This is a genomic window from Virgibacillus chiguensis (assembly GCF_900129865.1).
Lineage (GTDB): Bacteria > Bacillota > Bacilli > Bacillales > Amphibacillaceae > Virgibacillus > Virgibacillus chiguensis.
This window is the reverse complement of the sequence record NZ_FQXD01000013.1, coordinates 12,921-26,902: the sequence shown is the minus strand read 5'-3', so window position 1 is coordinate 26,902 and position 13,982 is coordinate 12,921. Positions and strand designations below refer to the sequence as shown.

The window sequence follows — 13,982 nt, the reverse complement described above, 5'->3', positions numbered from 1 at the left end:
CAGGTAAAAGGAGTGAAAAACTTGGGAAGAAAAGGTTCTATGATTGAGAAACAAATCAATAGCAAGTACTTACAAGAAAATATGACATTAACGATTTATCAACCGGAAGATTTCTCCCCACTATACAAATATCAACTTTGCATTATGCAAGATGGCAATGATTATTATCAGCTTGGAAGAGTAGCTACTTTAAGTGATCGGCTACATGATAATCAAGAAATTACCAATACGATATTTGTTGGCATTCATTACAAAGATAAGTTTGACCGTCGTGAAAAGTATCATCCAGACGGTAAACAAAATGAAGCCTATATAAAATTTTTAGGACATGAGGTTGTACCTTTTTTAGATCATTTATTTCCCACTTATTACATGGGGCAATCTAGAGCCTTATTAGGCGACTCTTTAGCAGGAACGCTTGCCCTTATGACAGCCATTCGCTACCCAAATACGTTTGGAAAAGTAATCATGCAATCTCCTTATGTAAACGAAACCGTTTTAAATGCAATAAAAACAGCCAAAAACTTGGATCGAGTTGCCATTTACCATACAATCGGAAAAGCTGAAACAAACGTACAGATGACCAATGGCGAAAGGATGGACTTTCTTACACCTAATCGAAAGCTTCATGACATCTTACAAAGTACCACCTCCAGCTATGATTATTACGAATTAGAGGCTGGAGAACATACATGGAAATATTGGCAACAGGATATGAAGCGCACCCTTATCTCCATGTTTCCATAATTTTTTTCAGATAGTACAAAATACTCTCTTACTTTATCCACATATTTGATATAATGAAGGTTAAGGTAAAATCATTGCAAAGAGTTGAATAAATTAGGCATAAATCATTGATTCTACTAGGAGGTTTTATGAGATGAAATATGGTATTGTTATTTTTCCAACAAAGGAAATTCAAGATGAAGCAAACTCTTATCGAAAAAGGTATGATCCACACTATGCTTTAATTCCTCCGCACATTACGTTAAAGGAATCTTTTGAAGCAGATGATCAACTGATTAATGATTTAATTATTGAATTAAAACATATTGCTAATGAAATGGATCCTTTTACCATTCATATGAACAAAGTTAGTACTTTCGCTCCGATAACGAACACCATCTATTTTAAAGTCGAACCAAGGCAAGAGCTCGTTGACTTATACGAGAGAATGCATGCAGGTAAATTTCCTGATAATCAAGAATATGCTTTTGTACCACATATAACGATTGCTCAAAAGCTTCCAGATGATGAATACTCCGATGTATATAGCAGCTTAAGCATGAAGAAAACCCAACTAGAAGATCAAATTGATCGTTTCCAATTAATGTATCAGCTAGAAAATGGATCTTGGACCGTTTACGAAACATTTGTGTTTGGAAAGGAATACGTATGATTATAAAAGAAGTCACAACCAATAAAGAACAGGACGACGCCTATCGTATCCGTACTGTCGTCTTTATTCAGGAACAAAATGTATCACCTGAAGAAGAAATGGATAAATATGATGACGAAGCAATCCACTTCATAGTTTACGATGGCGAAATTCCTATCGCTACTAGCCGTCTCCGTTTTGTAGAGTCTTACGGGAAGCTTGAAAGAATTTGTGTATTAAAAGAATATCGTGGAAAATCTATTGGAAAACAGTTAATTCACCGTATGGAACAGGCCATTCTTGAAAATGACTTTCAAAAAGCAAAGTTAAATGGGCAAACACATGCTGAGAAATTTTACCATAAATTAGGGTATGAGACTATATCTAATGAGTTTCTAGATGCTGGTATCCCTCATGTTACAATGGTAAAACAATTACCTTGAACACTCATTAGTAATTTAGACTTGCATAAGTAATAGTTATTGTTTTTTCAACAGGAGCTGGTCTTTGCACCTACTCCTGTTTTATATTAATTTAATGAATGATTTCCGTACATCAGGTAAACCTAATACTGATTTGCTCAAGGAGGTCATTCATTTGAATCACTATTGGCTAATGCTCATAGATACCATTTTCGGATTTTTCGCCTTGTTCTTGCTCACAAAATTATTAGGGAAAACACAAATTACTCAATTAACGCCGTTTGACTTCATATCTGCTTTAATTCTCGGAGAATTAGTAGGAAATGCTTTGTTCGACAAAGAAGCAGGTGTCATTGAAATAGCCTTTGTGATTATTCTTTGGGGAAGTTTGCTATATTTAACAGAGATAATTACACAAAAATTCAAACGTACGCGCAGCTTGTTAGAAGGAGCGCCCGATTTTATCATTTACCGAGGCAAGTTGATAAGAGATGTCATGAAGAAAAACAATTTAGATATTAATCAATTACAAAGTCTCTTGCGGGCTAAAGATGTTTTTTCCATTCAAGAAGTAGAATTTGCTTTTATGGAGACAAACGGAACCGTATCTGTTATTCTAAAGCCCGCCTATCAAACACCGAATAAGCAAGATCTTCAAATTTCAACTAAGAAAACGTATTTAGCTACTACGCTAATCAATGATGGAGAAATTATTTATGACAATTTAAAAGAGAAGAATTTGACGGAAGAATGGTTAATCGACCAATTAGAAGCACAACAATATAAACATATAAGCGATGTTTTTTATGCGGAATATAAAAAAGGCGAAGCGTTATTTATCCTTCCTTATGTGAATAGAGAGCATAAAAAATATGATAAGAAGTAATTAGGATTACTTCTTATCATATTTAATAGTAAGTCAAAAACTTATCATACCTCTACGCTGAACCGATCTCCTTTTTTATACATTCCAAGAAACTTCGATGATGCCAAAGCTTCCTGGCGCGTTAACACATATCGATCATACCCAGCTACATGGAGTCGTTCATATTTCTTGGATAATTGTTGATGCCTACGATCAAGTACGCTTTTAAATGGGCGTTGAACTGGCATTGTATCCTGTTTCTTTACGCTTACTCTTTGGTGATATTGCTGATATTGGTATTGCTTTATTGGCAATATATATCCCATGTACCACCACTCCTTTATAGATATGGAAAGCCTTTTTTTATCTTTCTACTATTATATACCCTATTTCAAAATAATCCATACATTTTACTCTTCTAATTTAGCTCCGATTTCTAATAAAGCATTTTCGATTTGAGCCATTTGCTTTAAAAAAACTTCATTCCAATTAACTATCTCCATTTCCCACTGTTCCGCTTTTTTATCTGGATATTGTAGCCAATTTTCATTTTTCTGCAAATGCTTATCAATAACATCCATATTATGCAACCATTTAGGTTCAATGAAGCGCATACTTTTTACCTCCGACCGTACCAACCGTATCGTTCATATTGTCGTATTACGTGCATCTATACTAGTAACCAAAATTATCTAATGAAGGATTTATTTAATCAAAGCCAAGAAAATGGCGATCTACGCTCATCTTCTCTATGTTCATCATCTTCTCTGTGATAAGAATCTTCTTTTTCGTGATCCTCTTTTTCATTTTCATCGAAAGGACGTCTGCTTGAAGAAAATGGATCTCTTCTGTGCGGTGGACGGGGCGGTCGCTGCGGTTCAATAAAAACATTATCTGCTTTAATGACGAGATCCTTCACATGAATTACTTGCTTTTTTCTTTCCGACATGTTGTTCACTCCTCTTCAATATAATCGTTATTAGTCTATGTTTCATTTTGAAATCAGTATAGACATTCGCCCGCTTTCTTAGAAAAACTTGGCTTGTCGCCAAGTCTTGGAGAAAGCCTTTGTTGTTCTTATACTATAAATCAAAAAACCTTATACTTTCCTATAGTGATAAAAAACAATTCATTAGAAACCTCCCCTTCTCAAAAGATGTCATTTTGCTTTGCAGGATAAACCGTCATGTGTAACTTTGATTTAATTGCTGTTATCTCCGACTTTGACTTGTTCAGTTTAGGATTTGTCATTCTTAAAGTAGGCCTTTCAACACCTTATATCTGAGATAAACGAAGCGTTTAATTTCTCTACGCATAATTGGTGGTAATGCCCACACAATCTATACATCCGTACATATCCTAGTAAGGACAAATGAGTCAATCAAAAGTCGAAAGGAGAAATCATTCATGGGATGTGGAAAAGATTTTGATACAGGAAATTGTGTATGCGATATTTTAAAAGAAATCGCTGATGCGCAAAATGACGTTATAGAAAATTGCTGTGATTCCAGCTGTGAACAATCAATTAACGATCTTCTGGGGGAGACAGATCAAGGCAACGGACTTGATACAGTTCCAGTGATTTTGTACTGCAAAGGAACTTGTAAGCCATTTAAAGGTTATGGAGCTCATCCAAGTAATATCGGTGATATTGTTGCAAGTTTTTATTTTAGGGTGAAGAAAGTAACCAATGATTGCTGTGCAGTAATTGAACTTTTAAGAGATCCTCGTGATGATAAAGAAAATCCTGACAACCCGGTAGAACAAGACACAAAACCTTTACGTGCTACAGGCATTTGTATCACAGTAGACCTAAACTGCTTCTGCCATGTAACATGTCTTCCAGCAATAAATGCTTTAAACTAACTTCCAAATGAACACTGAGACGAAAAAGGTCTCAGTGTTCAAACTTACATCCATTTTATATAATACATGGCAAGTGGGACTATGCAGTAGCCCCACTCGTATTTTTAAAACCCTAAAAGCTTAATATGCTTAATATCATCCAAACTTACTTTTGCGCTGGCGGAACGATTACCGACTCGAATGTATACATCGTTCCCTTCAGCTCCAGTAATAACACCGCGATATGTTCGTTGATCCGTTTTAATTTCACATTTTAGCTTTGGAGCGTAGCTAGGAGAATTAATAAAATAATCTACTTTTTCTTCAATCGACATGTCTTTAAATTTTTGCTTTTCCTCCGTTTGATTTTGCTTTAACTTTTCTTCCTGCTCATATTCTTCTTTACTATTATAATTTTTGTTAAAAGATGGATGCCTCATCCCCTTTTTTTCCTCCCCGCCATTTGTTGATGTTTCATTTTGCTCCTTTTTCGGAGTTACATACATATGCTGCATTGGGACGTGCATTTGCCCTTCATTCGGTTGATGGATGAAAAGTAATGGTTTTTTTGCATACTTCTTCCCCATTCTTACTTCCCCCCTTCCTTTCTCTTCATTATATGAAAATGCCCAGAAAAATGTGTTGTTCATTTTCTGCATCCGAGAAAAGGTTTATGATCTGAAGATATTTGGATATCGTCAAGTATTTCTGTAGAAAAAAGCCGTTGTTTTGCTTATACTAGAACAAAGGCGCAACCGCCCGATTAGCAACATAGCTACTGGAACGAATCAATGAAGATATAATTTCTTAGACAGTAAAAAAGCTTGTAGAAAAACAATGTGTTTTCTCTACAAGCTGGTAAGAGTTTTTGCATACACAATAACTCCTAAATATTATGCTATATTATTAACCACATAGAACTGAGGCCCGGGGGCGCCCGATTAGCAACGTAGCGAGTGGAGCGAATCAAAGAAAGTTTTAGGAATCTTGCTCCTGCAACAGGAGTATGCCGGCGCACTCCGGCAAGCCCGTCTTTAGTCGGCCTTCCTATTTAAAACGAACCGATGATGACTTACCTTAGGACAATGGAGTGAAGTCGCCTAGTTGCTGGGCGCCTGTGCCGGACGTGGTTAAATAACTTAGTTAGTTTTTCCACAGTTGCTACATTTTATAATTCCCATTAATTTCCTAGACCAGTACAAAAAGCATTTTATGCTCTAGATTAAATACTTCATAAATAGTGTTGCCATACTAAAATAGATGAGAATAGAAATGATATCATTAATTGTTGTAATAAATGGCCCTGAAGCAACAGCAGGGTCAATTTTTATTCGATCCATAAAAATAGGTACTAATGCACCTGCAATTGTAGCTACAAATAAAGTTGCAGCTATAGAAATTCCTACAAGCACTCCTAAATAAATATCATGTTTCCATACATAAATCACAAGGGTAATAAGCAGGCCACAAATAACCCCATTAATAAAGCCTGTACTTGCTTCCCGTAAAACTAACTTCATTTTCCCTTGCTTACCATAATCTCCGTTTGCCAAACCTCGAACTGCAACAGCTAATGCTTGTGTGCCAGAATTACCTGCCATTCCAGCAATTAAAGGTATAAAAATAGCCAAGACTGCTACTTGATTTAATGTTTCTTCAAATCGACCAATAAGGCTTGCAGTAAACATTCCTAAAAACAATAAAATGACTAGCCAAGGTAAACGTTTTTTCACGGAAATTAATGCTGTATCATTAGGTTTATCCATATCTGACACCCCTGCAAGCTTCGAATAATCATCGCTTGCTTCTTCTTCCATAACATCCATAATGTCATCAACGGTAATAATCCCTAATAAATGGTCTTGAAAATCAACCACCGGTAATGCCAAGAAATCATAGTCTCGCATCATTTGAGCAATTTCTTCTTGGTCTTTTCCAGCTGATACAGCAACGACTTTTTCCATCATGATACGTTCTATTCTTGTGTCTTCTGGTGCTACAATTAAATCTCTTAAAGATAACACGCCCACTAAACGCTTATCTTCATCTAATACATATAAATAATAAATTGTTTCTGCATCAGGCGCTTGCTCCTTTAATTGTTGCATCGTCTGCTTGGCGGTGTTTGTTTTATAAGTAGCGATAAATTCTGTTGTCATGATACTTCCGGCAGTTTTTTCTTCGTAATGTAATAAGTGCTTTATTTCATCTGCTGCGGATGTATCCATAATGGTTAAAAAGCTAGCAATATGATCTTTATCCATTTCGTTCAAAATATCGACAGCGTTATCTGCGGACATCTCCGCTAGCACCATAGACGCAAAGCGAGGATCCATTTCACTAATTAATTCGCGAGTCTGTTCCTCTTCATCGATACTCTCCATAATATCTGCAATCTCTTCTGGAGATAAATAAGTATAGATTTGTAAACGAATTGATTTTTTCTGTTCAATGAAAAACATAGCTTGGTCATAGGAATGCATATCAAGGAATTCGTTACGAAACCCTTCCATATTTTCTCGTTTTAATTGCTGTTGTAATTTTTTCCAATGCTGTTCATACTGCTTTTCATAATCTTTGTCATAACGATGGTTGGTTTCCATACGATCACTTCCTTCTACCCTATTCCATTAAGCTTTTTAAAGCTGGTGAACCCTTTTACTTGGATGGGTGGCAAGGGTTGTTTATAATAAAGAGCAACTTGTACCATCCATATTGTTTAATCACGCACATATCATATCCAAAAACAGCCAACAAATCAAGGAGTGTTTCTATGAAAATAGATGTAATTGGTGATGTTCACGGTTGCTTCGAAGAATTAGAGCAATTATTTTCCAAATTAGGCTACAAAAAAGAACAAACTATTTATATTCACCCACAACAGCGTGTGCCAGTATTTGTAGGTGATATAACCGACCGGGGGCCACATTCCCTAAACGTAATTACACTCGTATACCATATGGTTGTAACCCATCAAAAAGCACGATACGTTCCCGGAAACCACTGTAATAAATTATATCGTTATTTTTTAGGTAATAAAGTACAGGTACGACATGGTTTAGAAACAACCGTTGCCGAGTATAAGCGTTGCTCTAAAGAAGAGCAAGCTATTATTCGCCAGCGATTCATGACGTTATATGAGCAAGCGCCATTATATTTGCAAATTCCAACATGTAATGCGATTATTGCGCATGCAGGTATCAAAGAAAGCTACGTCGGAAGAACCGATAAAAAAGTAACATCATTTGTTTTATATGGAGATACAACTGGTGAATTTCATGCTGATGGAAGACCGGTACGTCGTGATTGGGCGGCGTATTATCAAGGAGATAAATGGATCATTTATGGGCATACACCCGTGTTGCAGCCAAGATTTTTAAATAAAACAGTAAACATTGACACTGGCTGTGTGTTCGGAAATCAATTGACTGCATTTTCTCTCCCTGAGGAAAAGATAACGGCTGTTCCTTCCAAACAGCCATTTGTCAAAGAGAAGTTTTCAACTTACGAAGCGCATTAACCATATCGAATGGCAAATCTACTGAAAAGCACAATGTTTGTTTTGTAATGGGATGCGGAAATGTTAACGCATAGCAGTGCAAAGCTTGACGCTGTATGACACTAACATCACCTCCGTATAATGAATCGCCATATAGCGGGTGTCCTATACTAGAGAAATGAACACGAATTTGATGCGTTCTTCCTGTTTCTAACTGAACGGTGACAAAAGAGCAGTCTGTTAAATTACACTCTACATGATAATGAGTAATGGCTCGTTTTCCATCTTCTCGTATTTCCCGTTCAATAATGGAATCTTCTTTTCTCCCGATTGGTGCATCGATTGTACCCGAAGTCTTGCTTAAAGCCCCAGCTATAATCGCTTGGTATTTTCGTTTTAATTCGCCTGCTTGCTGAGATGTGGATAAAACGGAGTGGCTGTATCGATGCTTAGCAACTAACATTAGTCCAGAAGTATCCTTATCTAGCCTTGTCACGATATGAACCGTAGAAGCACTATTTTGCTGCTCATAATGGGCTAGTAACCCATTAGCTATCGTACCTGTAGGATAATGGTAAGAAGGAAGAACTGCTACACCTGCCTGTTTATCAAGTACAATGATATCTTTGTCTTCATAAATAATCGAAAGGGGGACTTCTCCTGGAACCATAAAATTCCCCTTTTTTTCTATCGGCAATGTAATTTCCACTTCGTCTCCTTCTTTTAATACATAACGAACAGATTGTTCCACATTATTTACTAAAATGAGGCCGCCCTCAAATTTAATTGCTTTTAAAATTCGTCTAGATACTCCTTGAACTTGGCGAATGTAATCACGAAGAAGCATTCCTTCATGCTGTTGCTTAATAATCCATTTCATAATATTCACTTTCCTCTTATCTGTTATTTTCATCTGCAATAAATGATTCACGTACTCTTTTCCAAAAAGGAAATTGGCGAAAGCGAGCAAAGCGAATACGTTCTTCAGCAACACGACATTGAATTGATTTCACATTCGCATAGTTTGTAGTAAAATGATCAAACGCTATAAGAAAACTTCGATCAACAACAGGCTTCAATAAACATGTGTGGTGCTTAGGTAAGATGAGTGGTGATCCAATGGTCCGAAAAACTCGATTATTAATGGATGCCATCTCGGTTAATTGAATGGCATCAATAGAAGGGTGAATAATGCCACCGCCTAGTGCTTTATTATATGCCGTACTACCCGACGGCGTGGAGATACATAAACCATCACCACGAAATGTTTCAAAGTGTTCACCTTTAATTTCAACATCAAACACAACAGAACCATCAGCTGTTTTAATTGTAGCTTCGTTTAAAGCTAAAAAACGATCTTCAATTCCTCCTGACTTCCCTCGAATAATCACTTCTAATAACGGATATTCAACAATTTGAAATGGCGTTTTCGCAATTTCTATGATTAGCTTCTCTACTTCATCCGGAACCCAGTCAGCATAAAATCCCAGATGGCCAGTATGTATCCCAATAAACGCTGTTTCATTTAACCGCTGTAAATAAGTGTGAAAAGCTTCTAGAAATGTACCATCCCCACCAACAGATATGACTAAATCAGGCTCATTTTGATTATATTCTAATTGAAAATCCGTTAAATATTGCTTTATTGTCGCCTTTATTTGTTCGGAACGCTCATCACCTTTAGATACGATAGCAAATTTCATGATTGCCTCCTCCTTTCATTTGTCTATGTTAGAAAATTATTGTGCTAGATGCGTAAGCTATGAAGTTTTATCACACGAAAGCGTTTTGTATGAAAAACTTATCTATAAAAGAATCTTGTTAGGTTAAAACATTTTCATATTAGAAAATGAAAAGATGAATGCAGTTCTACTAAGAGGTTGTTCAAAACGTTACCTTAACTAGATTATTTTCGATGAAACATCTTTTGTGCTTCTTGAACTTCATGTTTAATTTTTGACATTTCCTCGTCTAGCTTAAAAGCAGCTTCTGCAGCGTTTTGTAATCGTACTTTTATGTTTGCTGGTATACGACCTCTATATTTATAGTTTAGAGAATGCTCATTTGTAGCCCAAAAGTTCATTGCTAACGTTCGAATTTGAATTTCTGCTAGCAGTTTTTTCATCCCAGACACTGTTTCTACTGGGTATTCAATAATGAGGTGATAGGAACGGTAGCCACTTTCTTTTTTTTGAGAAACGTAATCTTTTTCTTCAACAATTATTAAATCATTTCTTGCACGGATCATTTCTACTACAGTGTAAATGTCATCCACAAATTGACAAACAACCCTTACTCCAGCAATATCTTGAATTTCACTTTCTATATGCTCTAATGAGATTTTTCGGCTTTCAGCTTTTTCTATAATGCTTGGAACTGGCTTCACACGACCAGTTATAAATTCTATTGGTGAATGTTCAGACTCATATTCAAATTGCTTACGTATTCCTTTTAATTTAACTTTTAATTCTTCTACAACTTGGGCATATGGCGCAAGTATAGATTGCCATTTCACATTAAACACCACCTGATAAGTTAAAATCAAGTTATATAGTTACAATACGTTACGTCAAGACTCTACTATTGTACCATAAAATAGAAGAACAATAATCTTTGCAAATTCATTTCAGATTAGCGATAATCAATGATAGCAGAACTTGGTTATTACAAGAGGGGGACAGGCATGACACAAGAAATAGAAATTGAATTTAAAAATTTATTAACTTCCGATGAGTATCATACATTGTTAACCGAACTTCCATTCCCTAAAAAAGCTGTAACGCAAACCAATTTTTATTTTGAAACAAAGGATCATACTTTGCAAGGATTAGGAAGTGCATTACGTATCAGACAAAAAGACAACCAATATCAACTAACGTTAAAACAGCCGCATCCTAATGGTTTATTAGAGACACACGATAAGCTTACAAAAAAAGAAGCGGAAGCGTGTATGCAGGGAAAAATGGTTGTAAAAGAAGCAACTGCAAAACAGTTAAATGAACTAGGTGTAGACATTGGTTCCCTCATGTGCCTTGGTAGTTTAACTACTGAACGAAGAGAATTACAATGTCAAAATGTTCTTCTTGTTTTAGATTTCAGTACGTATAACGGAATGTCAGACTACGAACTGGAACTAGAAGCAACATCTTATGAATCAGGACATATTTTTTTCAACCATGTATTGAATAAGTTTTCAATCCCAAGACGTCATACACCAAATAAGATTGAGCGATTTTTTAAAAGTAACTAAATACAACTAACTTCTTTATTATTATTGAGCTTAGTATTTTTAGAGCTTGGATAATCAGATTATTTGCCCAACAAGCCTTCCGTTGCTACAATATATAGAAACTGGTAAGGGGAGTACACATGAGGAACCAGACGAATTCTATCTTTGAAGCAATTGGCGGATTACCTGTTGTAGAAAAGCTTGTCGAAGCTTTCTATACAAGAGTTAGCAAGCATCCGGATTTAATTCCTATATTTCCAGAAGATTTAACAGAAACGATTCATAAACAAAAATTGTTCCTCACGCAATTTTTTGGCGGACCGCCTTTGTACGCAGAAGAAAGAGGCCATCCAATGTTACGCAGAAGACATTTACCTTTTGCAATTACACCAACACGAAAGGATGCTTGGCTTACATGTATGGCAAATGCGCTTATCGAAGCAGAAATCGAAGAACCATATCGTACAGCTATATTTGAAAAACTAACCTTAACTGCAAACCACATGATGAACACGCCAGATTAGGAGAAAGGAGAATCGGTGTGAGTTGGGAATATTCTGGAGCAGATTCCTTGTATCAAAACACATCGGAAAAATATAGCTATGTTGATTTTGTTCAGAAACCTATAGAAATCTACGTCTTTATCGATCCATTATGTCCGGAATGTTGGGCGCTTGAACCTTTTTTAAAGAAACTTTCTACAGAATATGGACGTTTTTTCACTATTCGTCCAATCATTAGCGGTTATTTAAATTTATTAAACCAAGAATATTTTGAACGTCCACGTAACATAAAGGAATTGTGGGAAAAAACAGCAAAACGGACTGGCATGTGCTGTGATGGAGATCTATGGGAAGAAAATCCTGTCTCCAGTCCATGGATTGCTTCTTTAGCTATTAAAGCGGCAGAATTACAAGGAAAAAAAGCTGGGAAAATGTTTTTACGTAAAATTCGCGAAAATGCATTCTTATATAAACAAGATATTTCGAAAGAATCTGCTCTTTTAACCTGTGCAGAGGAAGCTAATCTAGATGTGAATGAGTTTATATCTGATCTTTATTCCAAGTCAGCAAAAAAAGCACTTCAATCAGACGTAAAGTTAACACAAGAAATGCAAGTTGAATATATTCCAACGATTGTTTTTTTTAATCAATTTACAGAAGAACAAGGAATTAAAATTTCTGGACTTTATCCATATGATATTTATTTACGTGTTCTAAGAGAAATATTGCAAAAACATGCAATTCCCTCTGAAAAACCGATGTTGGAAGATTTCCTTTCTTATTACAAAACCGTAAGCACCACAGAAATTGCGGTTGTTTATGACTGGTCACAAGCTAAAACAGAGCGAGAAATGAAAAAATTGCAATTAAGACAAAAGGTCAAATGTATACCAGTGAAACATGGAAATTTTTGGGTCTACCAAGAATAGTCCTTTCTTCCATATTGCATGCCACACTTATTGCATTACTGTTTGAAATTGGCAATTCTTATGGCGAAAGCTGTAGTTTTTCTCATACTTTTGGACAAAAAATGTTATACGTTTCTATAGTACAAAAAAAGCCTTATTATAGGGCTTTTATTTTTTTACTTTGAGAATGGTCGTCCTTCCCCCTATAGTATAAACCAAATACTTTCCCTATGTTTATAGCACATGAAAAGTGAGCCAGATGACAACTTAAAACTGAGCCACTATTACTTTGTGAATTTTGATCTTGCACCACACTTTATCGTCTTTATATGAAGAGGCGGGCATGATACCCTGATTGGGGTGCGAAATCCTTTCCTACCGCACGCTTTCGCAAAGAATTCATGCCCGTAGAGGCTCCATGTCAAGCCCACTCAGTTTTAAAATGTTTTTTCTAAGTTTGTGAATTCCACTAACTTTGGGTGGCTCAAATTTAATTGCGAAATGGCTCACTTTTCAATTGCGATATACACCCTATCATGTAGAAAAAATCTATAGATAAACTTCGCTTACCACCAATATTGCAACTTATTTTATAAATTTTTATACAAAGAAAGAAGGATATGCGGGGCAGCGCATATCCTTCTTTTCTCTTTGTAATAACAAAGGGGGATGGGAGAAAGTTTCATGATCAAACAAAGGGGTTTTGTTTGTATCTAACTTACATTCTAAATATACCAAGTAATACGCTTAGATGCAATAGTTATGTGCATTGATTCACAAAAATGTCAATAATAAAAGCGTTTTCTTAGATCGTTTCCCGCGCAAGCCCTAGAAAGGCGAGTGCGTTGCAAATATCTTCCTCACATTTTTTAGAAAAACTTGGCTTTTTGCGAGATCTTATGGAAAAAGCCTTTGTAGTTCTTATACTATGAACCAAAAAAATCTTTATACTTTCCTATAGTGTAAAATAAAAGCTTAACAAAATAGGAATAATACAAACAAATAGTTAATATTTTGTAGAGAGAGGTGATTATATGAGAACATTCGTTCAACCCATTCTTTTTTTAATTTTAACTGTTGTTGCTTTTATTTTAAATATTTTAGGGCTCATGCAAGTTATGCCTCTTTATATAACATTACCATTATTGTTTATTTCCATTTATCTAACCATTTATTCCTTCGTTTATAAACGAACGTATCGCGGACGAGGTATGCGCTAGAACGCCCTATGTATTAATCAACAAAAAAGCAGGATGTATTTAGCATCTTGCTTTTTTGTTACACTATAAAAAATATATAGTTTTTAAGGTTTATCATATAAGGTAAGTGATAG

The 13,982-nt window shown here is 35.7% G+C and carries 18 protein-coding genes; 10 read left to right on the top strand and 8 right to left on the bottom strand.

Features of this window, described 5'->3' with window-relative positions; genetic code table 11:
• The first annotated feature begins 21 nt into the window (after positions 1–21).
• From BUB45_RS13995 to BUB45_RS13980, 4 genes are all read left to right on the top strand, one after another.
• Positions 22–747: an alpha/beta hydrolase gene (locus BUB45_RS13995; RefSeq protein ID WP_073010832.1), complete on the top strand. Its 726-nt coding sequence runs from the start codon at positions 22–24 to the stop codon at positions 745–747.
• A 133-nt stretch (positions 748–880) separates the two neighbouring features.
• Positions 881–1,399, top strand: coding sequence for a YjcG family protein (locus BUB45_RS13990; RefSeq protein ID WP_073010829.1), 519 nt, complete (start codon positions 881–883; stop codon positions 1,397–1,399).
• Positions 1,396–1,821: a GNAT family N-acetyltransferase gene (locus BUB45_RS13985; RefSeq protein WP_073010827.1), complete on the top strand. Its 426-nt coding sequence runs from the start codon at positions 1,396–1,398 to the stop codon at positions 1,819–1,821. The genes BUB45_RS13990 and BUB45_RS13985 overlap by 4 nt, the downstream gene beginning before the upstream one ends.
• A 154-nt stretch (positions 1,822–1,975) precedes the next feature.
• A complete protein-coding gene (locus tag BUB45_RS13980) occupies positions 1,976–2,686 on the top strand; it encodes a DUF421 domain-containing protein (RefSeq protein WP_244527742.1) in 711 nt (236 codons plus the stop codon).
• Positions 2,687–2,730: 44 nt separating this feature from the next.
• Here BUB45_RS13980 and BUB45_RS13975 read toward each other — a convergent pair whose 3' ends face one another.
• The 3 genes from BUB45_RS13975 to BUB45_RS13965 all read right to left on the bottom strand — a co-directional run bounded on the left by BUB45_RS13975 (position 2,731) and on the right by BUB45_RS13965 (position 3,614).
• Positions 2,731–2,991: a hypothetical protein gene (locus BUB45_RS13975; RefSeq protein WP_073010824.1), complete on the bottom strand. Its 261-nt coding sequence runs from the start codon at positions 2,989–2,991 to the stop codon at positions 2,731–2,733.
• A gap of 84 nt (positions 2,992–3,075) precedes the next feature.
• Positions 3,076–3,279 carry a hypothetical protein gene (locus tag BUB45_RS13970; RefSeq protein ID WP_073010822.1) on the bottom strand — a complete coding sequence of 68 codons (204 nt, stop codon included), beginning with the start codon at positions 3,277–3,279 and terminating at the stop codon, positions 3,076–3,078.
• 98 nt (positions 3,280–3,377) lie between these two features.
• Positions 3,378–3,614: a hypothetical protein gene (locus BUB45_RS13965; RefSeq protein WP_073010819.1), complete on the bottom strand. Its 237-nt coding sequence runs from the start codon at positions 3,612–3,614 to the stop codon at positions 3,378–3,380.
• Positions 3,615–4,072: 458 nt separating this feature from the next.
• On the opposite strand from BUB45_RS13965, the gene BUB45_RS13960 reads away from it, so the two are divergent.
• Positions 4,073–4,531, top strand: coding sequence for a CotY/CotZ family spore coat protein (locus BUB45_RS13960; protein ID WP_073010817.1), 459 nt, complete (start codon positions 4,073–4,075; stop codon positions 4,529–4,531).
• 104 nt (positions 4,532–4,635) lie between these two features.
• Here the strand turns inward: BUB45_RS13960 and BUB45_RS13955 are convergent, their stop codons facing one another.
• Positions 4,636–5,097, bottom strand: a complete 462-nt coding sequence (locus BUB45_RS13955) for a CotO family spore coat protein (protein ID WP_073010814.1) — start codon at positions 5,095–5,097, stop codon at positions 4,636–4,638.
• 630 nt (positions 5,098–5,727) lie between these two features.
• Positions 5,728–7,113: a magnesium transporter gene (mgtE, locus tag BUB45_RS13950; RefSeq protein ID WP_073010811.1), complete on the bottom strand. Its 1,386-nt coding sequence runs from the start codon at positions 7,111–7,113 to the stop codon at positions 5,728–5,730.
• A 170-nt stretch (positions 7,114–7,283) separates the two neighbouring features.
• On the opposite strand from mgtE, the gene prpE reads away from it, so the two are divergent.
• Entirely contained in the window at positions 7,284–8,030 is a 747-nt protein-coding gene (gene prpE, locus BUB45_RS13945) for a bis(5'-nucleosyl)-tetraphosphatase PrpE (RefSeq protein WP_073010809.1), read from the top strand.
• Here prpE and BUB45_RS13940 read toward each other — a convergent pair.
• From BUB45_RS13940 to yjbM, 3 genes are all read right to left on the bottom strand, one after another.
• Positions 7,996–8,922, bottom strand: a complete 927-nt coding sequence (locus BUB45_RS13940; protein ID WP_244527741.1) for an RluA family pseudouridine synthase — start codon at positions 8,920–8,922, stop codon at positions 7,996–7,998. The genes prpE and BUB45_RS13940 overlap by 35 nt on opposite strands.
• Positions 8,906–9,712 (bottom strand): NAD kinase, encoded by an 807-nt coding sequence (locus BUB45_RS13935; protein ID WP_073010807.1) that lies wholly within the window; start codon positions 9,710–9,712, stop codon positions 8,906–8,908. The genes BUB45_RS13940 and BUB45_RS13935 overlap by 17 nt, the downstream gene beginning before the upstream one ends.
• A gap of 203 nt (positions 9,713–9,915) precedes the next feature.
• Positions 9,916–10,524 (bottom strand): GTP diphosphokinase, encoded by a 609-nt coding sequence (gene yjbM / locus BUB45_RS13930; RefSeq protein ID WP_073010804.1) that lies wholly within the window; start codon positions 10,522–10,524, stop codon positions 9,916–9,918.
• A gap of 168 nt (positions 10,525–10,692) precedes the next feature.
• On the opposite strand from yjbM, the gene BUB45_RS13925 reads away from it, so the two are divergent.
• The 4 genes from BUB45_RS13925 to BUB45_RS13910 all read left to right on the top strand — a co-directional run bounded on the left by BUB45_RS13925 (position 10,693) and on the right by BUB45_RS13910 (position 13,869).
• A complete protein-coding gene (locus BUB45_RS13925) occupies positions 10,693–11,259 on the top strand; it encodes a CYTH domain-containing protein (protein ID WP_073010802.1) in 567 nt (188 codons plus the stop codon).
• A gap of 119 nt (positions 11,260–11,378) precedes the next feature.
• Positions 11,379–11,762, top strand: a complete 384-nt coding sequence (locus BUB45_RS13920) for a globin domain-containing protein (RefSeq protein WP_073010782.1) — start codon at positions 11,379–11,381, stop codon at positions 11,760–11,762.
• A 17-nt stretch (positions 11,763–11,779) separates the two neighbouring features.
• Entirely contained in the window at positions 11,780–12,670 is an 891-nt protein-coding gene (locus BUB45_RS13915) for a ClpXP adapter SpxH family protein (protein WP_073010780.1), read from the top strand.
• 1,013 nt (positions 12,671–13,683) lie between these two features.
• Positions 13,684–13,869, top strand: coding sequence for a hypothetical protein (locus tag BUB45_RS13910; RefSeq protein WP_073010777.1), 186 nt, complete (start codon positions 13,684–13,686; stop codon positions 13,867–13,869).
• Positions 13,870–13,982: the final 113 nt, after the last annotated feature.

Excerpts from the sequence above, each read along its gene's own strand:
- BUB45_RS13990 (WP_073010829.1), top strand. The coding sequence starts at position 881 with ATGAAATATGGTATTGTTATTTTTCCAACAAAGGAAATTCAAGATGAA.
- BUB45_RS13985 (WP_073010827.1), top strand. The coding sequence starts at position 1,396 with ATGATTATAAAAGAAGTCACAACCAATAAAGAACAGGACGACGCCTAT.
- BUB45_RS13975 (WP_073010824.1), bottom strand. The coding sequence starts at position 2,991 with ATGGGATATATATTGCCAATAAAGCAATACCAATATCAGCAATATCAC.
- BUB45_RS13970 (WP_073010822.1), bottom strand. The coding sequence starts at position 3,279 with ATGCGCTTCATTGAACCTAAATGGTTGCATAATATGGATGTTATTGAT.
- BUB45_RS13965 (WP_073010819.1), bottom strand. The coding sequence starts at position 3,614 with ATGTCGGAAAGAAAAAAGCAAGTAATTCATGTGAAGGATCTCGTCATT.
- BUB45_RS13960 (WP_073010817.1), top strand. The coding sequence starts at position 4,073 with ATGGGATGTGGAAAAGATTTTGATACAGGAAATTGTGTATGCGATATT.
- BUB45_RS13955 (WP_073010814.1), bottom strand. The coding sequence starts at position 5,097 with ATGGGGAAGAAGTATGCAAAAAAACCATTACTTTTCATCCATCAACCG.
- mgtE (WP_073010811.1), bottom strand. The coding sequence starts at position 7,113 with ATGGAAACCAACCATCGTTATGACAAAGATTATGAAAAGCAGTATGAA.
- prpE (WP_073010809.1), top strand. The coding sequence starts at position 7,284 with ATGAAAATAGATGTAATTGGTGATGTTCACGGTTGCTTCGAAGAATTA.
- BUB45_RS13940 (WP_244527741.1), bottom strand. The coding sequence starts at position 8,922 with ATGAAAATAACAGATAAGAGGAAAGTGAATATTATGAAATGGATTATT.
- BUB45_RS13935 (WP_073010807.1), bottom strand. The coding sequence starts at position 9,712 with ATGAAATTTGCTATCGTATCTAAAGGTGATGAGCGTTCCGAACAAATA.
- BUB45_RS13925 (WP_073010802.1), top strand. The coding sequence starts at position 10,693 with ATGACACAAGAAATAGAAATTGAATTTAAAAATTTATTAACTTCCGAT.
- BUB45_RS13920 (WP_073010782.1), top strand. The coding sequence starts at position 11,379 with ATGAGGAACCAGACGAATTCTATCTTTGAAGCAATTGGCGGATTACCT.
- BUB45_RS13910 (WP_073010777.1), top strand. The coding sequence starts at position 13,684 with ATGAGAACATTCGTTCAACCCATTCTTTTTTTAATTTTAACTGTTGTT.